The 19,295-nt window shown below is 65.0% G+C and carries 19 protein-coding genes; 9 read left to right on the top strand and 10 right to left on the bottom strand.

Annotation, left to right across the window (positions count from 1 at the left end; genetic code table 11):
• Positions 1-66: 66 nt before the first annotated feature.
• The 3 genes from V6W80_RS16770 (at position 67) to V6W80_RS16760 (ending at position 2,053) form a co-directional block, all read left to right on the top strand.
• On the top strand, positions 67-621 hold the full coding sequence (locus V6W80_RS16770; protein ID WP_236712144.1) for an arylesterase: 555 nt from the start codon (positions 67-69) through the stop codon (positions 619-621).
• 98 nt (positions 622-719) lie between these two features.
• Entirely contained in the window at positions 720-1,001 is a 282-nt protein-coding gene (locus V6W80_RS16765) for a hypothetical protein (RefSeq protein ID WP_017641915.1), read from the top strand.
• Between the two features lie 74 nt (positions 1,002-1,075).
• Positions 1,076-2,053 carry a L,D-transpeptidase family protein gene (locus V6W80_RS16760; RefSeq protein WP_338544863.1) on the top strand — a complete coding sequence of 326 codons (978 nt, stop codon included), beginning with the start codon at positions 1,076-1,078 and terminating at the stop codon, positions 2,051-2,053.
• A 122-nt stretch (positions 2,054-2,175) separates the two neighbouring features.
• Here V6W80_RS16760 and V6W80_RS16755 read toward each other — a convergent pair whose 3' ends face one another.
• Positions 2,176-2,427, bottom strand: a complete 252-nt coding sequence (locus V6W80_RS16755) for an Lpp/OprI family alanine-zipper lipoprotein (protein ID WP_007160560.1) — start codon at positions 2,425-2,427, stop codon at positions 2,176-2,178.
• A 448-nt stretch (positions 2,428-2,875) separates the two neighbouring features.
• Here V6W80_RS16755 and V6W80_RS16750 point away from each other — a divergent pair, with 448 nt between their 5' ends.
• Positions 2,876-3,157, top strand: a complete 282-nt coding sequence (locus V6W80_RS16750; protein WP_017641917.1) for a GNAT family N-acetyltransferase — start codon at positions 2,876-2,878, stop codon at positions 3,155-3,157.
• 58 nt (positions 3,158-3,215) lie between these two features.
• On the opposite strand, the gene V6W80_RS16745 is transcribed toward V6W80_RS16750, so the two are convergent.
• Positions 3,216-4,295, bottom strand: coding sequence for a 3-deoxy-7-phosphoheptulonate synthase (locus V6W80_RS16745; RefSeq protein ID WP_017641918.1), 1,080 nt, complete (start codon positions 4,293-4,295; stop codon positions 3,216-3,218).
• A 165-nt stretch (positions 4,296-4,460) separates the two neighbouring features.
• Between V6W80_RS16745 and V6W80_RS16740 the strand changes: the two genes are divergently transcribed.
• From V6W80_RS16740 to cysB, 3 genes are all read left to right on the top strand, one after another.
• Positions 4,461-4,787, top strand: a complete 327-nt coding sequence (locus tag V6W80_RS16740) for a thioredoxin family protein (protein ID WP_068383835.1) — start codon at positions 4,461-4,463, stop codon at positions 4,785-4,787.
• Positions 4,788-4,895: 108 nt separating this feature from the next.
• Positions 4,896-5,378: a universal stress protein gene (locus V6W80_RS16735; RefSeq protein ID WP_017641920.1), complete on the top strand. Its 483-nt coding sequence runs from the start codon at positions 4,896-4,898 to the stop codon at positions 5,376-5,378.
• A 112-nt stretch (positions 5,379-5,490) separates the two neighbouring features.
• Entirely contained in the window at positions 5,491-6,465 is a 975-nt protein-coding gene (gene cysB, locus V6W80_RS16730) for an HTH-type transcriptional regulator CysB (RefSeq protein ID WP_064307456.1), read from the top strand.
• 116 nt (positions 6,466-6,581) lie between these two features.
• On the opposite strand, the gene V6W80_RS16725 is transcribed toward cysB, so the two are convergent.
• Positions 6,582-7,505: a LysR family transcriptional regulator gene (locus tag V6W80_RS16725; protein WP_017641922.1), complete on the bottom strand. Its 924-nt coding sequence runs from the start codon at positions 7,503-7,505 to the stop codon at positions 6,582-6,584.
• A 102-nt stretch (positions 7,506-7,607) separates the two neighbouring features.
• Between V6W80_RS16725 and araD1 the strand changes: the two genes are divergently transcribed.
• Together araD1 and V6W80_RS16715 are read left to right on the top strand one after the other, a co-directional pair.
• Entirely contained in the window at positions 7,608-8,603 is a 996-nt protein-coding gene (araD1, locus tag V6W80_RS16720; protein ID WP_338544862.1) for an AraD1 family protein, read from the top strand.
• A gap of 152 nt (positions 8,604-8,755) precedes the next feature.
• On the top strand, positions 8,756-10,333 hold the full coding sequence (locus V6W80_RS16715) for an aldehyde dehydrogenase (NADP(+)) (protein ID WP_338544861.1): 1,578 nt from the start codon (positions 8,756-8,758) through the stop codon (positions 10,331-10,333).
• Positions 10,334-10,567: 234 nt separating this feature from the next.
• On the opposite strand, the gene V6W80_RS16710 is transcribed toward V6W80_RS16715, so the two are convergent.
• From V6W80_RS16710 to V6W80_RS16680, 7 genes are all read right to left on the bottom strand, one after another.
• Positions 10,568-11,716 (bottom strand): aldose epimerase family protein, encoded by a 1,149-nt coding sequence (locus V6W80_RS16710; protein ID WP_338544860.1) that lies wholly within the window; start codon positions 11,714-11,716, stop codon positions 10,568-10,570.
• A gap of 135 nt (positions 11,717-11,851) precedes the next feature.
• Positions 11,852-13,591, bottom strand: coding sequence for an IlvD/Edd family dehydratase (locus tag V6W80_RS16705; RefSeq protein WP_338544859.1), 1,740 nt, complete (start codon positions 13,589-13,591; stop codon positions 11,852-11,854).
• 82 nt (positions 13,592-13,673) lie between these two features.
• Entirely contained in the window at positions 13,674-14,642 is a 969-nt protein-coding gene (gene araH, locus V6W80_RS16700) for an L-arabinose ABC transporter permease AraH (protein WP_059315695.1), read from the bottom strand.
• 44 nt (positions 14,643-14,686) lie between these two features.
• Positions 14,687-16,213 carry an L-arabinose ABC transporter ATP-binding protein AraG gene (gene araG, locus V6W80_RS16695; RefSeq protein ID WP_017641927.1) on the bottom strand — a complete coding sequence of 509 codons (1,527 nt, stop codon included), beginning with the start codon at positions 16,211-16,213 and terminating at the stop codon, positions 14,687-14,689.
• A 216-nt stretch (positions 16,214-16,429) separates the two neighbouring features.
• On the bottom strand, positions 16,430-17,434 hold the full coding sequence (locus tag V6W80_RS16690; RefSeq protein WP_007160547.1) for a substrate-binding domain-containing protein: 1,005 nt from the start codon (positions 17,432-17,434) through the stop codon (positions 16,430-16,432).
• Positions 17,435-17,654: 220 nt separating this feature from the next.
• Entirely contained in the window at positions 17,655-18,524 is an 870-nt protein-coding gene (locus tag V6W80_RS16685) for an SMP-30/gluconolactonase/LRE family protein (protein ID WP_338544857.1), read from the bottom strand.
• 80 nt (positions 18,525-18,604) lie between these two features.
• Positions 18,605-19,291, bottom strand: coding sequence for a FadR/GntR family transcriptional regulator (locus tag V6W80_RS16680; RefSeq protein ID WP_017641929.1), 687 nt, complete (start codon positions 19,289-19,291; stop codon positions 18,605-18,607).
• Positions 19,292-19,295 lie beyond the last annotated feature (4 nt).

Genomic DNA, 19,295 nt, shown 5'->3' with positions numbered 1-19,295 from the left:
GCACCTTTGCGCCAAGGCATTGCCTGGCTGCTGGCCCTGCTCTGTCTGACCCTGACACCGCTGGCCATGGCGCGCACCCTGCTGGTGGTGGGCGACAGCATCAGCGCTGGCTACGGCCTGGCCGAGGGTCAGGGCTGGGTGCGGCTGCTGGAGCGGCGCCTGCAGGAGCAACAGCTCGACTATCAGGTGGTGAATGCCTCCATCAGCGGCGACACCACCACCGGTGGCCTGGCGCGACTGCCCAGACTGCTGGCCGATCACCAGCCCGAGGTGGTGGCCATCGAACTGGGCGGCAACGACGGCCTGCGCGGCCAGCCCCTGGCCCAGATCGAACGCAACCTCACCGCCCTGGTGGCGCAGGCCAAGGCCCAGGGTGCCCGTGTCCTGCTGCTGGGCATGCGCCTGCCACCCAACTACGGGCCGCGCTATACCGACGGCTTCGCCCAGGTCTACACGGACGTGGCCAAGGCCCAGCAGGTGGCCCTGGTGCCCTTCCTGCTCGAAGGGGTAGGGGGCGATCCCGCCTTCATGCAGCCGGACGGCATTCATCCCCAAGCCAATGCCCAGCAGCGGCTGCTGGACAACGCCTGGCCGCAGCTGCAGCCGCTGCTGCGCGACTGAACGTCGGACTTTTCCCCGACGGGGCTTTCCGCTAAGGTTGCGCGCCCCGCCGGTCCGGCCAATCGACCGCCCGGCGGAACCGCCCCTGGAGTATCCCGATGTCCCGCCTTTCCCGGTCCATGCACGGTTATCAGCTGATCCAGCCCGATGCCCAGCTCGACCTGTTCGCCTGCCGCGAGGGTCGGGTCCATATCGTCGCCCGGCAGCTGGAGCTGGGCTCGCCTACCGACCGGACCCTGTGCGGCACCCTGCTGCCGGCGCGGCCGCGGCTGCACCCGCTGGATCGCCGCGGACTGGCGCTCAAGACCCTGTGCCCGGCCTGCCTGCAGCGGTTGCAAGGCGCCAAACGGGGGCTGCCCAATCCGTTACAGGCTTTTTGAGGCCCTGCCGGACGCGGATCGAGGCGTGTACAATTCGCGCCGTCACCTTTTTGCTCCTTGCAAGGATTCATCCCATGCCCGCGCGCGTTTCGACCCTGGTCGGTTCCCTCTCGCTGTTTGGTCTGTTGAGCGCGGGTACGGCGCAGGCACTGGAGTTGCCGCTGCCGCCGCCCGGTGAAGACGTGGTCGGCGAGGTTCAGGTCATCAAGGCCGCCTACGAAGACACCTTTGCCGACCTCGGCCAGAAGTACGACCTGGGCTACACCGAGATGGTGGCCTCCAACCCGGGCGTGGATGCCTGGCTGCCGGGCGCCGGTACCGAGATCGTGCTGCCGACGCGCTTCATCCTGCCGCCCGGCCCGCGCGAAGGTATCGTCATCAACATCGCCGAGTACCGTATGTACTACTACCCCAAGGGTGGTCACTCGGTGTTCACCTATCCGCTGGGCATCGGCCGCGAAGGCTGGGGCTCGCCCATCGGCGTGACCAAGGTGGTGGACAAGATCAAGGATCCGGCCTGGTATCCGCCGGAGTCGGTGCGTGCCGAGCACGCCGCCGAAGGCGATCCGCTGCCCAAGGTGGTGCCGCCCGGTCCGGACAACCCCCTGGGTCCCTACAAGATCCGCCTGACCCTGCCTGGCTATCTGATCCATGGCTCGGACAAGAAATTCGGCATCGGCATGCAGGTCAGCCATGGCTGCTTCCGCATGTACAACTTCAATGTGACCGAACTGGTCAGCATGCTGCCCGTGGGTACCCCGGTGCGCATCATCGATGAGCCCTACAAGTTCGGCGTGAGCCAGGGCAAGCTCTATCTGGAAGCTCATCAGCCGGTGACGGTGAAGGGCGATCCGACCGAGATCGACCGTCAGGCCGCGGTGGTCAATGCGTTGATCAAGCGTGACGACCTGCTGCAGGCCAACAGCGCGGTGAATTGGAACACGGTGCGTGACGTGGTCCAGGGCCAGGACGGCCTGCCGGTGGAAATCGCCGACCTGCCTGCCGGCATGGTTACCGGTACGGTAGCCAATGCGCCCGCCAAGTCGCTGTGAGCTGGACTGGCTGAGCGCGCTCAGCCGGCCAGGCAAACAAAAAGCCCGCCATCTGAGATGGCGGGCTTTTTGTTTGCTCCGGGAAAGGCGACTGTTGCCACTCGCCTTTCCAGCCGAGGCGCTTACTTGCGGCTGGCTTTTTCCAGCATACGCAGGGCGCGCTCGTTGGCTTCGTCAGCGGTCTGCTGAGCTTTCTGAGCGGCGGCCAGAGCCTCGTCAGCGTGACGGTAGGCTTCGTCAGCACGAGCCTGGGCGCGGGCAGCGGCGTCTTCGGTAGCGGTCAGGCGAGCTTCGCTTTCCTTGTTAGCGGTGCTGCAACCAGTGGCCAGAGCAGCGGCCAGAGCCAGGGCGGCGAATTTCAGAGCATTGTTCATCGTAAACCCCTTGAGGTAGACATCCTGTTTTAAGATCAATTTTCCAGGTGGAAAATTGCGGCTACATACTACTCATTACCGGTCGTAAGTAAACTGAGCTAAACCCGTTGAAGAAAGATTTTTTGCGGAAATCCTCCTTCGCTCCCCCGAGTTCGTCCCCGAATGCGTGCAGCCGGTATCAGCAACTGCTTGGATGGCTGAAAGCCACGAACGTTTCAAAACAAAACGTTAGAGGATGACCGGAAGTTGTCAAGTTCAAAGCCGCGCCTGCTCCCGCGCAGGCCGCCTGATATAGTGTGATTTCTCGGTGCGACGGCTGGTCAGAACCTGCTTCTTCCGGAGGGGTCTGACGCGCTGTGGCTCAGTCCCGCACAGGAAGGGTGCGTTCTCGTCTTCGGGTACACCGATAACAATGGATAAGGCGGAGCCAAACCGCCAAGGAGTAGTCATGAACGAGTCCCTGCACGTGGAACACGATGAAGCCAATCATCAGTTCCAGCTTTCCGTCGACGGCCAGCGCGCCTATCTCGCCTATATGGATCTGGGCAAGCAGACGATGGATTTTTATCGCACCTTCGTCCCCGATGCCCTGCGTGGGCGCGGCCTGGCAGCGCGGCTGACCGAGCATGCGCTGAACTACGCCGAGAGTCGCGGCTACAGCGTCATTCCCTCCTGCTCCTATGTGGAGCACTACCTGGAGCGGCGTGGCCAGGTGACGCCGCTGGCCTAAACGGCCGCGCCATGAAAAACGCCGGGCTGAGCCCGGCGTTTTCGTATCCGCTGCTGGATCAGCTGCGCGCGCGGCGCGGCAGCACATCCTTGAGCTTGCGGTGCATGTCGAGAATGCTCTTCTCGGTCATGGCCCAGTCGATGCAGGCATCGGTCACCGAGACGCCGTACTCCAGCTGCGACAGATCCGCCGGAATCGGCTGGCTGCCGAAGCCCAGGTGACTTTCCACCATCAGGCCGACGATGGAATTGTTGCCCTCGACGATCTGGTTGGCGACGTTGTCCATCACCAGCGGCTGCAGGGCCGCATCCTTATTGGAGTTGGCGTGGCTGCAGTCGACCATGATGTTCGGCTTGACCTTGGCCTTGACCAGCGCCTGCTCGCACAGGGTGACGCTGACCGAATCGTAGTTGGGCTTGCCGTTGCCGCCGCGCAGCACCACGTGGCCGTAGGGATTGCCCTTGGTCATCACCACCGAAACCTGGCCGCGCTGGTCGATACCCAGGAAGCGGTGCGGGCTGGAGACCGACTGCAGGGCATTGATGGCCACGGTCAGGCTGCCGTCGGTGCCGTTCTTGAAGCCGACCGCGGAGGAAAGGCCCGAGGCCATTTCCCGGTGGGTCTGGGATTCGGTGGTGCGGGCGCCGATCGCCGACCAGCTGATCAGGTCCTGCAGGTACTGGGGGGAGATGGGATCCAGGGCCTCGGTGGCGGTGGGCAGGCCCTTTTCCGCCAGGTCCAGCAGCAGCTGGCGGCCGATGTGCAGGCCGTCCTGGATCTTGAAGGAGTCGTCCAGATAGGGATCGTTGATCAGACCCTTCCAGCCCACCGTGGTCCGGGGTTTCTCGAAGTAGACGCGCATGACCAGATAGAGGCTGTCGCTGACCTGGGCGGCCAGGGTCTTGAGCCGCTCGGCGTATTCGTGGGCGGCCTTGATGTCATGGATCGAGCAGGGGCCGATCACCACGAACAGGCGATGGTCCTTGCCGTCGAGGATGTCGCGGATGACCTGGCGGCCCTGGGCGACGGTGTCGGCGGCGAGATCGCTCAGCGGGATCTCCTGTTTGAGCTGCTCGGGCGTGATGAGCGGCTCGTTGGCTTCGATGTTGAGGTCGTTAAGGCGGGGCTGTGCGGCCATGGTGCTACTCGTCGGTCACGGCGCTGCGACAGGACGGGGCCCGTGCAGGCAAAATACGGTGGAGAGGGTGGGGCACCTTAACGCGTGTCCCGCCTGCTCACAATGGTTACGACGCTATTGGCGCGCCCGAGGGCGGGCTTTGGCGATGATCGCGACGAGGAAGCGATGGAATTGGACGATGGCACGGCGGATGCCGTCCTGCTGGCGGCGTCTGGGCGCTCGCTGCTGATCTTTACCAGCGCTGGCTGCGCCACCTGCCGCCTGGCACGCCAGGTACTGCCTGTGGCGACGTTGCCGGTCGAGCGACTGTACTGGGTGGATGCCGAACGCAGCGGGGGACTGGTGCAGCGCTATGGCGTCTTTCATCTGCCGGCGTTGTTCCTGGTCCGGGATGGCGATTTTCTCGGTCCGGTGCAGGCGCCGCTACGGGAGCCGGCGCTGGTGGCGGCGATCCTGACCGCCGCGGAGCGCGAGCCCGAGGAGCTGCCCTGAAAGGGCTCTAACGTGCGGTTCGCAGCGCAAACCGCAATCCCCTGCTACGCTGGAAAGGGCTATCCCGCGTCGTACCGGCCTGATCGGCTGATCTGGCCAGGAGGAATCGTGATCCGCTCGCTGCTCTATGCCACGGACCTGGGCCTGTGTTCGTCCTACGTCTTTCAACACGCCTTGAATCTCGCTCGCATCCATCAGGCCCGGCTGTATGTCGTCCATGTGGTGGAGCCGCTCGGCCTCCTGGCCTCCACCCTGCTGCAGCAGTATCTGGATGGCGAATCTCTGGATCGCCTGCGCAATGGCGGTCTGGACCTCGTCCTGGAGACCATCGAACAGCAGGTGTTCGAGTCCCTGCGCGAGGACCTGCAGGAAACCCCCGCCACCGTGGGTCTGGTGAGGGCCGTACGGGTGGTGCAGGGCGATCCGCCAGTGGTCATCCTCAAGCAGGCTCAGGAGTTCGCCGCGGATTTGCTGGTGATCGGCAGTCGCAGCCAGGGCGATGCCCAGGTCGCGCCGTTGGGCCGTACTGCCAGCCGCCTGCTGCAGACCGCGCGCATCCCTGTGTACCTGGTGCCGCTGCGCCAGGGGTGATCCGCCAGCGTCAGCCCTTGTCCCCCAGCGACTTAATTCGATTTCGGTCTAGAAAAAGCTTGAGGCCTGCTTTACTGTTATATGCTTGCGCATGGGTCAGCGAGGAGCCGGCATGAAGCTGCAACAGTTGCGATATATCTGGGAAGTCGCCCACCACGATCTGAACGTCTCCGCCACGGCCCAGAGCCTCTATACCTCGCAGCCCGGCATCAGCAAGCAGATCCGCCTGCTCGAGGACGAGCTGGGGGTCGAGGTCTTCGCCCGCAGCGGCAAGCACCTGACCCGGGTGACGCCGGCTGGCGAACGCATCATCCAGACCGCGGGCGAGATCCTGCGCAAGTGCGAGAGCATCAAGCAGATCGCCCAGGAGTTCTCCAACGAGCGCAAGGGCACCCTGTCCATCGCCACTACCCACACCCAGGCGCGCTATGCGCTGCCGGACGTGATCAGCGAGTTCATCAAGCAGTATCCGGACGTGGCCCTGCACATGCATCAGGGCTCGCCGACCCAGATCGCCGAGATGGCCGCCGACGGCACCGTCGACTTCGCCATCGCTACCGAAGGCCTGGAGCGCTTCAATGATCTGGTGATGATGCCCTGCTATCGCTGGAACCGTTGCGTCATCGTTCCGCAGAACCATCCGTTGGCCAAGGTCGAGAATCTGACCCTGGAACAACTGGCGGAACAGCCGCTGGTGACCTACGTCTTCGGTTTCACCGGGCGCTCCAAGCTCGACGAGGCCTTTGCCCGCCAAGGCCTGGAGCCCAACGTGGTGCTGACCGCCGCGGACGCCGACGTGATCAAGACCTATGTGCGCCTGGGCCTGGGCGTGGGCATCGTCGCCGACATGGCGGTGGACCACAAAGCCGATGCCGACCTGGTCTGCCTGGACGCCAGCCACCTCTTCGAGGCCAGCGTGACCAAGATCGGCCTGCGCCGCGGCACCTTCCTGCGTGGCTTCATGTGCGACTTCATCGGCCGCTTCGCGCCGCACCTGACCCGCGATGTGTTGACCGAGGCCATGCAGACGCCGACCCGCCAGGAGCTGGAGACGCTGTTCCATGGGGTGACGCTGCCGACGTATTGAGGTTGGCTGCGGACCGTCGTAGGTTGGGTTGAACGCAGAGAAGCCCAACAGGCTTTGCCTGGGGACGCGGCAATGTTGGGCTTCGACGATGGAGCCGTCTCAGCCCAACCTACCATCTACCCCGCCAGTCGCCACTGCTCCAGCAGCAGCTGCGCTGCGGCCGACAACCCCGCGCCCTGGCGCACCAGGATCGAATAGGGTTCGTTGCGGGTGCGCTGGACGACCGGCAGGCGACGCAGCAGGCCGTGTCTTGCGCCGAACTGGGCGATGTCGCTGGGCAGCATGGCCACCTGGTTGGGGTCTTCCTGCAGCAAGCCGAGCAGGGTGAAGGTGGAGGCGGTTTCCACCGGATAGCGAGGAAACTCCAGCTCCGCCGCGCGGAATTCCCGTTCCAGGGTCAGGCGCATCGGCAGATTGGCCGGATAGACGATCCAGCGACTGTCGACCAGGTCGGCCAGGCTCAGCTCTGGCGCCTCGGCCAGCGGATGGCGGGGATGGCAGACGATCTCCAGCCGCTCTTCGCGCACCTCCAGGCAGTCATAGGCATCCGGACGACGGCTGACGCTGCTGCGGCAGATGGCCAGTTCGATGCGGCCGGCGTCGAGCAAATCGAGCAGGCGCACACTGGTGTCCTCGATGATCTCGATGCCGAGCTGCGGTTGCGCCGCGCCCAGGCGCGATACCGCGGCGATCAATCGCGGCACGGCGCCCATGATCACCCCCACCGCCAGACGGCCGCCTTCCCCCTGGAGGATGCCGAGCATCTCTTCGCGCAGATGGGCGAGGTCGCTCTCGATCAACCGCGCATAGCGGATGACGCAGCGGCCCAGGTCGTTGGGCTGCAGGCCCTGGTGGGTGCGCAGGAAGAGGGTGGCGCCCAGGGTGCTCTCGATTTCGTGCAGCGCCTTGGTGGCCCCGGGCTGGGAAATGGCGATGCGTTCGGCGGCCTTGTGCAGCGAGCCTTCTTCGTCGAGGGCGATCAGCAACCGTAGTTGACGCAGGCGTAGGCGAGAGGCGATGGAGCCCAGGGATGGCAGCATGGGAATAACCGTTGGTTATCACGGGATAGGGAGCTCTCATTAGGCAGGCCCCGTAGCGCCGAGTAAAGTCTTCCTCAGGCGATAACCAACAAGGAGAATGCCATGCACCTGATTCAGTTCGAAAACCAACAGGGCCAGCGTCGCGTCGGCGTTGTCGAGCGCGGCGAAGTCCAGCAGGTCCGCGGTGCCACCAGCACCCGGACCCTGGCGCTGCAGGCCATCCGTGCCGGCGTTTCGCTGGAGTTTCAGGTGCAGACCCTGGGCCTGGAGCCGGGACCGGCCTATGCCGAGCTGCTCGACGGCGGCCGTCTGCTGCCGCCGCTGGACCATGAAGATCCGGCGCACTGCCTGGTCACCGGAACCGGCCTGACCCACCTGGGCAGCGCCGCTACCCGCGACAAGATGCATCAGCAGAACAGCCAGGAAGAGGCCAAGCTGACCGACTCCATGCGCATGTTCAAATGGGGCGTGGAGGGCGGTCGGCCCGCGACCGGCACCGCCGGTGCCCAGCCGGAATGGTTCTACAAGGGCGACGGCGGCATCCTGGTGCGCCCAGGTGCCGACATCCCGCTGCCGGAATTCGCCGAGGACGCTGGTGAAGAGCCCGAGTTGACCGGTCTCTATGTGATCGGCGACGACGGCAAGCCCTATCGCCTGGGTTATGCGGTGGGCAACGAATTCTCCGACCACGTGCTGGAGCGCAAGAACTATCTCTATCTGGCCCATTCCAAACTACGCTATTGCAGCTTTGGTCCGGCGCTGCGTACTGGGGAATTGCCGCGCCATCTGGTGGGTACCAGCCGCATCCGTCGCGGCGAGCAGGTGGTCTGGGAGAAGGAGTTTCTTTCGGGCGAGGACAACATGTGCCACAGCCTGGAGAACCTGGAATATCACCACTTCAAGTATGCGCAGTTCCTACGGCCGGGCGATGTCCATGTGCATTTCTTCGGCACGGCGACCCTGTCCTTCGCCGACGGTGTGCGCGTCGAACCGGGCGACAGATTCGAGATCGCGGTGCCGGAATTCGGCGAGCCGCTGAGCAATGGCGTCAAGGCCGGCACGGCCGCCTTCCAGCCAGGGCAGGTCCGCCAACTCTGATAGTTGTATGATGACTGCTGACTATGCGAATGCTAGAGTGGGTATCGCACAGGCTGGTCCGGCCGCTCAGACGCTGAGCGTGCCACCCTTTCGAAGACCGCCCCGAGGCGGGTGGTCTTCCCTGAACCCCTAGGTATAAGGAGTCGAGAACAATGCAGATCCAAGGCAAGAACTACATCGGTGGCGCTCGCAGCGGCGAGGGCGAGGTGCGGGTCTATAGCATCGACGCCAGCACCGGCGAAAAGCTGCCCTACGAATTCTTCCAGGCGTCCGCGGCCGAGGTCGATGCCGCCGCCCGTGCCGCCGAGCAGGCCGCGCCCCTGTACCGCAAGCTGAGCGCCGAGAAGCGCGCGGCCTTCCTTGATGCCATCGCCGACGAACTGGATGCCCTGGGCGATGATTTCGTCCAGCTGGTTTGCCAGGAAACCGCGCTGCCGGCTGGCCGTATCCAGGGCGAGCGTGGCCGTACCAGCGGCCAGATGCGCCTGTTCGCCAAGGTGCTGCGCCGCGGTGACTTCCACGGTGCCCGTATCGACACCGCGCTGCCCGACCGCAAGCCGCTGCCGCGTCCTGACCTGCGTCAGTACCGCATCGGCCTGGGTCCGGTGGCCGTGTTCGGCGCCAGCAACTTCCCGCTGGCGTTTTCCACCGCCGGTGGCGATACCGCCGCGGCCCTGGCCGCTGGTTGCCCGGTGGTGTTCAAGGCCCACAGTGGCCACATGGTCACCGCCGAATACGTGGCCGACGCGGTGATCCGCGCCGCCGAGAAGACCGGCATGCCCAAGGGCGTGTTCAACATGATCTACGGCGGTGGCGTGGGCGAGCAGCTGGTCAAGCACCCGGCCATCCAGGCGGTGGGCTTCACTGGCTCCCTGCGTGGTGGTCGTGCCCTGTGCGACATGGCCGCGGCTCGTCCGCAACCCATCCCGGTCTTCGCCGAGATGTCCAGCATCAACCCGGTAGTCGTGCTGCCCGAGGCGCTCAAGGCCCGTGGCGACGCCATCAGCGGTGAACTCGCGGCCTCCGTGGTGCTGGGCTGTGGCCAGTTCTGCACCAATCCGGGCCTGGTCATCGGCTTGCGTTCGCCGGAATTCAGCAGCTTCCTGGAACGCCTGGCCGGTGCCATGAACGAGCAGGCGCCCCAGACCATGCTCAATCCGGGCACCCTTAAGAGCTACGAGAAGGGCGTCGCGGCGCTGCTGGCTCATTCGGGTGTACAACACCTGGCCGGCGCCAACCAGGAAGGCAACCAGGCGCGTCCGCAGCTGTTCAAGGCTGACGTGAGTCTGCTGCTGGAAAGCGACGAGCTGCTGCAGGAAGAAGTCTTCGGCCCCACCACCGTGGTGGTCGAGGTGGCTGATGAAGCCCAGCTACAGCAGGCGCTGCAAGGCCTGCATGGTCAGCTGACCGCCACCCTGCTGGCCGAACCGGCCGATCTGCAACGCTTCGAGGCCATTATCGGCCTGCTGGAGCAGAAGGCCGGTCGCCTGCTGCTCAACGGCTATCCCACCGGCGTGGAAGTCTGCGATGCCATGGTCCATGGCGGTCCCTATCCGGCGACCTCCGATGCCCGTGGCACTTCGGTCGGCACTCTGGCCATCGATCGCTTCCTGCGCCCGGTGTGCTACCAGAACTATCCGGATGCCTTCCTGCCGGAAGCCCTGCAAAACGCCAACCCGCTGGGTATCCAGCGCCTGGTGAACGGCGAGAACACCAAGGCCGCGATCTGATCGCGTTGTCTTGAGTGAGACAAGACCCGGTGTCGCGAGACGCCGGGTTTTTTATTGGATGGTGGAAAAGGCTCGCTGCTTTCCACGCTACCAGGCACCAGGCACCAGGCTACGGGCCGCGTTGGAGCAACCCTCTCTCCCTCTGGGAGAGGGTTGGGGTGAGGGAAGCGCCCAGCACGAGCCCAACAGAAAAGGCCGCTCCTGAGAGCGGCCTTTCTTGCATCAGGAGCAGCCTTACTTGCTGGCGAACTTGAAGATGGTCGTCTGGGTGTAGGTCTGGCCGGGATCCAGGCGGGTGGTAGGGAAGTTGGGCTGGTTGGGCGCATCCGGGTAGTGCTGGGTTTCCAGGGTGAAGGCACCCCAGTGGCCGTAGGTCTTGCCGGCCTTGCCCTTGATGTTCCCTTCCAGGAAGTTGCCGGTATAGAACTGCACGCCCGGTTCGGTGGTGTAGAGGGTCAGGGTGCGGCCGGAGCCCGGGTCGGTCACCACGGCAGCGGCTTTCTGCAGATCGCCAGCGGTGTTGAGCACCCAGTTGAAGTCATAGCCACCCTGCTTGGGTTCGGCGTACTTCAGTTGCTGGTTGTCGTCGGCGATGTGCTTGCCGATGGCGGTCGGCTTGCGGAAGTCCATGGGCGTGCCGGCCACGGGCGGCAATTCGCCGGTGGGGATCAGCTTAGCGGTCACCGGGGTGTAGGTGTCGGCATTGAGCATCGCCACCTGCTTGAGCACGGTGCCACTGCCGGCGCCCGCCAGGTTGAAGTAGCTGTGATTGGTCAGGTTGAGCACCGTCGGCTTGTCGGTGCTGGCGCGGTACTTGAGGGTCAGCTGGTTGTGCTCGTCCAGCTGGTAGGTCACCTGGGTGGTCAGGGTGCCGGGAAAGCCCATCTCGCCATCGGGGGAGACATAGCTCAGGGTCACGCCGACCCAGCCGTCGCCCTTGGCCGGCTCGGCCTTCCACACCTTGGTGTTGAAGCCCTGGGGGCCGCCGTGCAGGGCGTTGGTCTTGTCGTTCTGGGGGATCTGGTAGCTCTTGCCGTCGAGACTGAAACGGCCCTCGGCGATGCGGTTGCCGAAGCGGCCGATGGTGGCGCCAAAGAATACGGTGGGGTTGTCGAGATAACCCTGGACGTCATCGAAGCCCAGGACCACGTCTTCGCCATGGCCCTTGCGGTCGGGCACCTTGAGCGCCTGCAATACGCCGCCGTAGGTGATTACCGTGGCCTGCATGCCGTGGCTGTTGGTCAGGACGAACTTCTCGATGGGAGTGCCATCGGGCAGCTTGCCAAAGCTCGACTGCTGGCTGGTGAGGCCGGCCGCCTGGGCGGTAAGGGTGCTGATCATGAGTGACAGTCCAAGTCCGGTGAGGGCTAACGTGCGTTTCATCTCGACCACCTTTTCGGTTTGTTGTTGTACAGGGAACAGCGGGTGTTGTGGTTTGTTGGGCTTCGCGTTGCTCAACCCAACCTACGAGACCCCGTAGGTTGGGTTGAGCGTAGCGAAGCCCAACGGTAGAGCCGGTCAATGGGAGTGACGGGGCACTTCGGAACCGCGGCAACCGACCAGGAAGTCGAAGTCGCAGCCTTCGTCGGCCTGCAGCACATGGTTGACGTAGAGGCGGCGATAACCGCCGGCCAGCAGCTGGTCGGCCGGCGGTTGCCAGTCGGCCAGGCGCGCGGTCAGTTCTTCGTCGGGGATATCCAGGTGCAGGCGCCCGGAAGCGCAGTCCAGTTCGATCATGTCGCCTTCGCGAACCACCGCCAGCGGGCCGCCGGCCGAGGCCTCGGGTGCCACATGCAGGACCACGGTGCCGTAGGCGGTGCCGCTCATGCGGGCGTCGGAGATGCGCACCATGTCGGTGATGCCCTTGGCCAGCAGCTTGGCCGGCAGGCCCATGTTGCCCACCTCGGCCATGCCCGGATACCCCTTGGGTCCGCAGTTCTTCAGCACCATCACGCAGGTCTCGTCGATATCCAGGTCCGGGTCGACGATGCGCGCCTTGTAGTCTTCCAGGTTCTCGAACACCACGGCGCGACCACGGTGCTGCATCAGCGCGGGGGTCGCGGCCGATGGCTTGAGCACCGCGCCCTTGGGTGCCAGGTTGCCGCGCAGCACGCAGATGCCGCCGTCAGCGCGCAGGGGGTTGTCCAGGGCGCGGATGACCTCGTCGTCGCCGTAGATGGGTGCCTCGGCGCAGTTGGCCCAGAGGCTCTTGCCGTTGGCGGTCAGGGCCTCGGGGTGGGGCAGCAGGTTGGCTTCGCCCATGCGGCGGATCACCGCCGGCAGACCGCCGGAATAGTAGAACTCCTCCATCAGGAAGCGGCCGGAGGGCTGCAGGTCGACGATGGTGGGGGTGCCGCGGCCGACGCGGGTCCAGTCGTCCAGCTCCAGGTCCACGCCGATGCGGCCGGCGATGGCCTTGAGGTGGATCACCGCGTTGGTGGAACCGCCGATGGCGGCATTGACGCGGATGGCGTTCTCGAAGGCTTCCTTGGTGAGGATCTTCGACAGCCGCAGGTCTTCTTCCACCATCTCGACGATGCGCATGCCGGACAGGTGCGCCAGTACGTAGCGACGCGAATCCACCGCCGGGATGGCGGCGTTGTGCGGCAGCGAGGTACCCAGGGCTTCGGCCATGCAGGCCATGGTGGAGGCGGTGCCCATGGTGTTGCAGGTGCCGGCCGAGCGCGACATTCCGGCTTCGGCGGAGAGGAATTCGTTGAGGTCGATGGCACCCGCCTTGTAGGCCTCGTGCATCTGCCAGACGATGGTGCCGGCGCCGATGTCGCGACCGTGGTGCTTGCCGTTGAGCATGGGGCCACCGGTGACGACGATGGCCGGCACGTCACAGCTGGCGGCGCCCATCAGCAGCGCTGGCGTGGTCTTGTCGCAGCCGGTCAGCAGCACCACGGCGTCCACCGGATTGCCGCGGATGGCTTCTTCCACGTCCATGCTGGCCAGGTTGCGGGTCAGCATGGCGGTGGGTCTGAGGTTGGATTCGCCATTGGAGAACACCGGGAATTCCACCGGAAAGCCGCCGGCTTCGTAGATGCCGCGCTTGACGTGTTCGGCGATCTTGCGGAAGTGGGCGTTGCAGGGGGTCAGTTCGGACCAGGTGTTGCAGATGCCGATGACGGGCTTGCCCTGGAATTCATGGTCCGGGATGCCCTGATTCTTCATCCAGCTGCGGTACATGAAGCCGTTCTTGTCGTTGCTGCCGAACCACTGGGCGGAGCGGAGCGGGCGTTTGGGCGTGGTCATTGTCTTGTCCTCGGGCATTTCACGGGCAAAGCGGTCCCCGGCACGGCGCCCGTGGCGCCGCGGGGGAGGGCAGAGTCTGGGTTTAGCGCTGCTTGAAGCGGTCGATCACCACCGCCAGCAGCAGGATGGTTCCGCGGATGACGTACTGGTAGAAGGTGTCGATGTTCTTCAGGTTCATGGCGTTCTCGATGATCGCCAGGATCAGCACGCCGGCGATCACGTGGCGGATCATGCCGATGCCGCCGGCCAGGGAGACCCCGCCCAGCACGCAGGCGGAGATCACCGTGAGTTCGAAGCCCTGGCCGATCATCGGCTGGCCGGAGGTCATGCGCGAGGCCAGGACCACGCCGGCCAGGGCGCCGATCACTCCATGCATGGCGAAGATGATGATCTTGGTGCGGTCGACGTGGACGCCGGCCAGCAGCGCGGCCTCCTCGTTGCCACCGATGGCCATGGTGTTGCGGCCGAAGGTGGTGTAGTTGAGCAGCCAGCCAAAGAACAGGATGCACAGCAGGGTGATGACGATGGGCACCGGCAGGCCGAACAGCTGGCCGTTGCCGAACACGAAGAATTGCTCCTGGGAGACGCCCACGGCCTTGCCGTCGGAGAAGATGTAGCCCAGGCCGCGCACGATCTGCATGGTCGCCAAGGTCGTGATCAAGGCGTTGATCTTGAGCTTGGCGATCACCAGCCCGTTGATCAGGCCCACCACCAGGCCCATGGCCAGGGCGGCGGCGACGCCGAGAAAGACGCTGTCGAAGTCGCGCATCACCACCGCCGCGACCACGCCGGCACAGGCGATGACCGAGCCCACCGAGAGGTCGAAGTGGCCGGAGGCCAGGCAGAACAGCATGGTGCAGGCGGCGATGCCCACGGTGGAGATCGCCAGGCCCAGGCCACGCATGTTCAGCGGCGAGAGGAAGTTCTGCACGAACAGCGCGCAAAGGGCGAAGATGACCAGCGCGGCCAGCATCATGGCCCAGTCGTCGAGGAAGCGACGCATGTCGAAGCCGCGGCGCGGCGGGGTCAGGCTGTGGGGTTGGGCGGACATGGATAGGACCTCTTTATTGTTATCTCGACCAGCAAGGCGCGCCCTCAGGCACGGGTACGGGGCAGGGCGAGCTGCAGCAGCCGCTCGTCGTTGAACTCGGCGCGGGCCACCTCGCCGGTGATGGCGCCTTCGCTCATCACCAGGATGCGATCGGCCACGCCCATGACCTCCATCAGGTCGCTGGAGACCACCACCACGGCGATGCCGCGGGCGGCGAGGTCATGGATGATGGCGTAGATCTCCGACTTGGCACCCACGTCGATGCCGCGGGTGGGTTCGTCGAGCAGCAGCACCTGCATGGGCATCGACAGCCAGCGACCGAGAATGGCCTTCTGCTGGTTGCCGCCGGAGAGATTCTTGATCTTCTGCCCGGCGTGCGGGGTCTTCACGTTGAGGGCGCGAATCTGCTTTTCGGCGTTGGCCTTTTCCCAGCGACCCTGGATCAGGCAGCCGAGGCTGGCGTGATGGGCACGGGCGCTGATGTTGATGTTCTCGGCCACGCTGGCCAGGGGCACGATGCCTTCCTTCTTGCGATCTTCCGGGCACAGCAGGATGCCAGCGGCGATGGCGTCGCGTGGGGACCTGAGGCTGACCGGGGCGCCCTTGAGGCTCAGGCTGCCAGCCTTGTGCTTTTCCAGGCCCGCCAGCAGGCGCAGCAGCTCGGTGCGGCCGGCGCCGACCAGGCCGAAAAGGCCGAGGATCTCGCCCTGGCAGACCTCGAAGCCCACCGGCTGCTGCAGGCCCTGGCCGAGCAGGCCCTCGACCTTGAGGCAGCCGCCGCCGATCTCGCGCGGCCGGTAGTCGTAGATATCGGCGAGATCCCGGCCGACCATCAGGGTGATGAGCTGGTCGGGGGTGATGTCGGCCAAGCGCTCGATGGTGCGCACGTGGCGACCGTCCTTGAACACCGTCACCGCGTCGCAGATGCGGAAGACCTCTTCCATGCGGTGGGAGACATAGAGCACCACCCGGCCTTCGTCGCGCAGCCGGGCGATGATGGTCATCAGCCGATCGGTCTCGCGGGCGGACAGCGAGCTGGTGGGTTCGTCGAAGGCGATGACGCGGGCGCCGCGGGAGAGCGCCTTGGCGATCTCCACCAGCTGACGCTGACCGAGCGACAGGCGCCCGACCTTGGTATTGGGGTCGATCTCTTCGGCCAGGCCCTTGAGCAGGTCCAAGGCCTGGCGGCGCAGGTGGCCACGATTGACGATGCCGTAGCGCGCCGGCAGGTGACCGAGAAAGAGGTTCTCGGCGACGGTCATCTCCGGCACCAGCTGCAGTTCCTGCTGGATCACCGCGACGCCGGCGCGGATGGCTTCGGCGGTGCTCTTGAACACCAGCTCCTGGCCGTCGATGTTGAGGTGACCGGTGGTGGGAGCGTGGTAGCCGCTGAGGATCTTCAGCAGGGTCGACTTGCCGGCGCCGTTCTCGCCCATGAGGGCGTGCACCGAGCCGGGACGCACGCTGAAGGAGATGTCGGCGAGCGCCTTGACGCCGGGAAAGGTCTTGCCGATGCCAACGAAGCCGAGGCTGTCGGCGCTCTGGGCGGTGGTGTGTTCCAAGGCTGCCATGAGGCACTCCTGTCACAACCTTTTTACGATCTGCTGCGCGTCGGCCAAACTGTGTTGAAAAGCCTCTGGAGGGCCAGCCCCGTCGGAATGCTCATTTACTAATCGTAAACTGCGTTTCCTAAAGCCTTTTCGCCTTGTTTGTCGCTAGCTCGCTAAATCGTAATAAAGGCTCCAATATGAAAGGGGGCGGCGCCAGGACCGGCGCCGCCGGGGTCATCACTTCCAGAGGCCGATCTTTTCCAGCTCTTGCTGGAAATTGGCGCGGGTGATGAGGGTGACCTTGTCCATCGCGGTGTACTTGGGCGGCTCCTTACCGGTAGTCACCCACTCGTACATCATGCTGGCGGTCTGGTAGCCCTCTTCGTGGGGGCTGGGCAGCATGGAGCCGAAGAAGCCGCTGTTGGGTTTCTTCAGTTCGCCGATGGCGTCGGTGCCGTTGATGCCGATGCCGATCACCTGCTCGGCCTTGAAGCCGGCGCTTTCGGTAGCGCGGACGCCGCCCAGCACGGTGTTGTCGTTCATACCGCCGATGATCAGGTGCTTGGCGCCCGAGGGCAGCTTGACCAGGGCCGAGGTGGTGGAGTCCATGCTGCCAGGCACGTCGAGGGTCTTCTGCGGGGCGAAGATGATGTGGTCGGCGGGCAGGCCGGCCTTCTTCAGGGCTTCCACCGAACCGTCGGTGCGCTTCTTGCCGGTATCCAGCTCGTTGTAGGTGTTGATCACCGCATAGGTGTCATCCCACTTCCAGCCACGCTTCTCGGCTTCGGCGGCCATGGCCGCGCCCTGCTGCTGACCGACCTCGAAGGCGGCCATGCCCAGGTAGGGCACGTCTTCCATGAACTTGCCCTTGGCGTCGACGAAGCGGTCGTCCACCGCCATCACCTTGAGGTCGTTGAGCTTGGCCTTGGCCACGATGGCCGGGCCGAGGGAGACGTCGGGCGGGCAGATCACGAAGCCCTTGGCGCCGTTGGCAGCCAGGCTGTCGATGGCGGCGAGGGTCTTCTCGCCATCCGGCACGGCGATCTTGAGCAGGGTGAAACCCTTGTCCTTGGCGGCTTTCTCGGCGAAGGCCCACTCGGTCTGGAACCAGGGTTCCTCGGGTTGCTTGACCAGGAAGCCGATCTTGACCGGATCGGCAGCGAAGGCGGAGAGAGACAGGCTGACGGCACCGGCGGCGAGGGCGGCACGCAGCAGAGAACGAACTCCCGGAACACGGAACATAGCTGGAACTCCTTGTTTTTATTGGTGTGGCCAGGCAATGCAAGGCGGCGGGCTGCCGTCGTGGAGGTCAGACGACGCCGCTCTTTATTGATAGTATGATTGGATGAATGCGGGTGCAAGGAAAAGGTGACAGGATTTTTCGTCACCTCTGTCACCAGGCTGTTACATAGGGTCTGGCGCTGAAAGGCGCCGCAGAGGGCGCCAGGGTCGGTAGGATGAATCAGCCGGCGAAACGGTGGCAGGGCATGCCGGCTACCGGCGCGGTCGCCGTGAGCAGGGCGCCGTCGAGGACGCCATCGGCGGCGGCGCTGGTGACGTAGAGGGTGCGCAGATCCGGTCCGCCGAAGACGCAGCTGGTGGGGCGCTGGACCGGCAGCTCGACGATCTCCAGCAATTCGCCCTCGGGCGAGAAACGCAGCAGGCAGTTGCCGTCCCAGCGCGCGTTCCACACACAGCCTTCGCTGTCGATGGCCGAGCCATCCGGCGAGCCGCGCTCGTGGGGACCGGCCCAAACGGTGGGTTCGCCCAGGTTGCCGCTGGCATCCAGTGGATAGCGATAGAGGGTGTCCTTCAGGGTGTCGGCACTGATGACGTGGTTGTCGGCTGCGCTCCACACCAGGGTATTGGCGATGCCGAGATCGCTGGCGTGACGACTGACGCTGCCATCAGGGTCGATGCGGAACAGCCCGCCCGAATGGCGATCGATGGCCACATCGCCACCCTGGGCATCGAGATTGTTTTGCATGGTGCCGAGCCAGAGCCGGCCCTGGGCATCGCAGCGCGCTTCATTGCCGCGATTGCCTGGATCGGGATCGGCGACGCAGAACAGCTCCAGGGCGGGACGCTCTGGCGGGGAATCGAGATCCAGGCGGAAGACGCCATCCGGCAAAGTCACCAGGGCGTCGCCACGGGTTGTAGGCACGAAGGCGGAGCAGGGCCTATCCAATTGCCATTCCTGGTAGTGCTCGCCGCGCAGGCGGCAGGCCTTGAAGCCGGCGATGTCCACCCAGTAGAGCGCCTGGGTCTCCTGGTCCCAGAAGGGGCCCTCGGCCAGTTTGAAGCGCTGGGGAAGCAGCGGCTGCCAATCCATCGTTCACCTCTCTTGTTGTGGCAGGACGGAAAATCCAAGCATAGGAACCTGGAGAGACGCCGAGGTTGCCGACCGGGACGTCAGTCGGTATAGCGGGCGAGGGTCACCGCTGCGCTGTCGATCAGCATCATGCAGGCCCAGACGGCGCGCGCGGCATCGCGGGACGCGATGCCATCGGCAAGGGTCTTGTGCAGGGGGAGGGTGCGTCGCAGCTCGTCAGGGTCGGCCGACGACAGGGTGAAGGAGGCTGCCAGCAGCGCGCCCAGCGCGGGCACCATCTGCTCGATGAACTGATTGTGACTGGCCGCCAGGACACATTCGTGGAAGCGCTGGTCGGCGGTGTTGTAGTCGCCACCGTCGAGGGAGGCTTCCAGATGCTGGTAGGCGACCTGAATCGCCTGGACCTGCTCGGGGGTGGCTCTTTCGCAGGCCCAGCGCACCGCGGCCGGCTCGATGGCGTGGCGCAGGTCCAGCAGGTCTTTGACGAAATGCGCGGGCAGGCCGCCCGTGGCCAACCAGCCCACCACCTGGGTGTCGAACAGGTTCCAGCGGCTGAGCGGCAGGACCCGGGTACCGACCTTAGGACCGACTTCCAGCATGCCTTTGGCCGCCAGGGTCTTGATCGCCTCGCGCAGGATGGTACGGCTGACGCCGAGTTCCTGGCAGAGGTCCGCCTCTACCTTGAGCGAGCTACCGGGTGGGAATTGCCCAGCCGCCAGACGCTGGCCGAGCTGTTCGACGGTGGAAGCGTGGTAGCTGCTGGACATGAGG

Origin of the sequence: Pseudomonas benzopyrenica (genome assembly GCF_036884265.1) — a bacterium.
GTDB lineage: Bacteria > Pseudomonadota > Gammaproteobacteria > Pseudomonadales > Pseudomonadaceae > Chryseomonas > Chryseomonas benzopyrenica.
Note: the sequence above shows the minus strand (reverse complement) of the source record. Positions and strands in the feature narration are given on the sequence as shown.

What these genes read in the sequence shown, in the direction of transcription:
- araD1 (WP_338544862.1), top strand. Translation starts at nt 7,608, where the DNA reads ATGCACCTGATTCAGTTCGAAAACCAACAGGGCCAGCGTCGCGTCGGC.
- V6W80_RS16740 (WP_068383835.1), top strand. Translation starts at nt 4,461, where the DNA reads ATGGAATTGGACGATGGCACGGCGGATGCCGTCCTGCTGGCGGCGTCT.
- araG (WP_017641927.1), bottom strand. Translation starts at nt 16,213, where the DNA reads ATGGCAGCCTTGGAACACACCACCGCCCAGAGCGCCGACAGCCTCGGC.
- V6W80_RS16685 (WP_338544857.1), bottom strand. Translation starts at nt 18,524, where the DNA reads ATGGATTGGCAGCCGCTGCTTCCCCAGCGCTTCAAACTGGCCGAGGGC.
- V6W80_RS16750 (WP_017641917.1), top strand. Translation starts at nt 2,876, where the DNA reads ATGAACGAGTCCCTGCACGTGGAACACGATGAAGCCAATCATCAGTTC.
- V6W80_RS16715 (WP_338544861.1), top strand. Translation starts at nt 8,756, where the DNA reads ATGCAGATCCAAGGCAAGAACTACATCGGTGGCGCTCGCAGCGGCGAG.
- V6W80_RS16710 (WP_338544860.1), bottom strand. Translation starts at nt 11,716, where the DNA reads ATGAAACGCACGTTAGCCCTCACCGGACTTGGACTGTCACTCATGATC.
- V6W80_RS16680 (WP_017641929.1), bottom strand. Translation starts at nt 19,291, where the DNA reads ATGTCCAGCAGCTACCACGCTTCCACCGTCGAACAGCTCGGCCAGCGT.
- araH (WP_059315695.1), bottom strand. Translation starts at nt 14,642, where the DNA reads ATGTCCGCCCAACCCCACAGCCTGACCCCGCCGCGCCGCGGCTTCGAC.
- cysB (WP_064307456.1), top strand. Translation starts at nt 5,491, where the DNA reads ATGAAGCTGCAACAGTTGCGATATATCTGGGAAGTCGCCCACCACGAT.
- V6W80_RS16770 (WP_236712144.1), top strand. Translation starts at nt 67, where the DNA reads ATGGCGCGCACCCTGCTGGTGGTGGGCGACAGCATCAGCGCTGGCTAC.
- V6W80_RS16765 (WP_017641915.1), top strand. Translation starts at nt 720, where the DNA reads ATGTCCCGCCTTTCCCGGTCCATGCACGGTTATCAGCTGATCCAGCCC.
- V6W80_RS16690 (WP_007160547.1), bottom strand. Translation starts at nt 17,434, where the DNA reads ATGTTCCGTGTTCCGGGAGTTCGTTCTCTGCTGCGTGCCGCCCTCGCC.
- V6W80_RS16705 (WP_338544859.1), bottom strand. Translation starts at nt 13,591, where the DNA reads ATGACCACGCCCAAACGCCCGCTCCGCTCCGCCCAGTGGTTCGGCAGC.
- V6W80_RS16725 (WP_017641922.1), bottom strand. Translation starts at nt 7,505, where the DNA reads ATGCTGCCATCCCTGGGCTCCATCGCCTCTCGCCTACGCCTGCGTCAA.
- V6W80_RS16755 (WP_007160560.1), bottom strand. Translation starts at nt 2,427, where the DNA reads ATGAACAATGCTCTGAAATTCGCCGCCCTGGCTCTGGCCGCTGCTCTG.
- V6W80_RS16745 (WP_017641918.1), bottom strand. Translation starts at nt 4,295, where the DNA reads ATGGCCGCACAGCCCCGCCTTAACGACCTCAACATCGAAGCCAACGAG.
- V6W80_RS16760 (WP_338544863.1), top strand. Translation starts at nt 1,076, where the DNA reads ATGCCCGCGCGCGTTTCGACCCTGGTCGGTTCCCTCTCGCTGTTTGGT.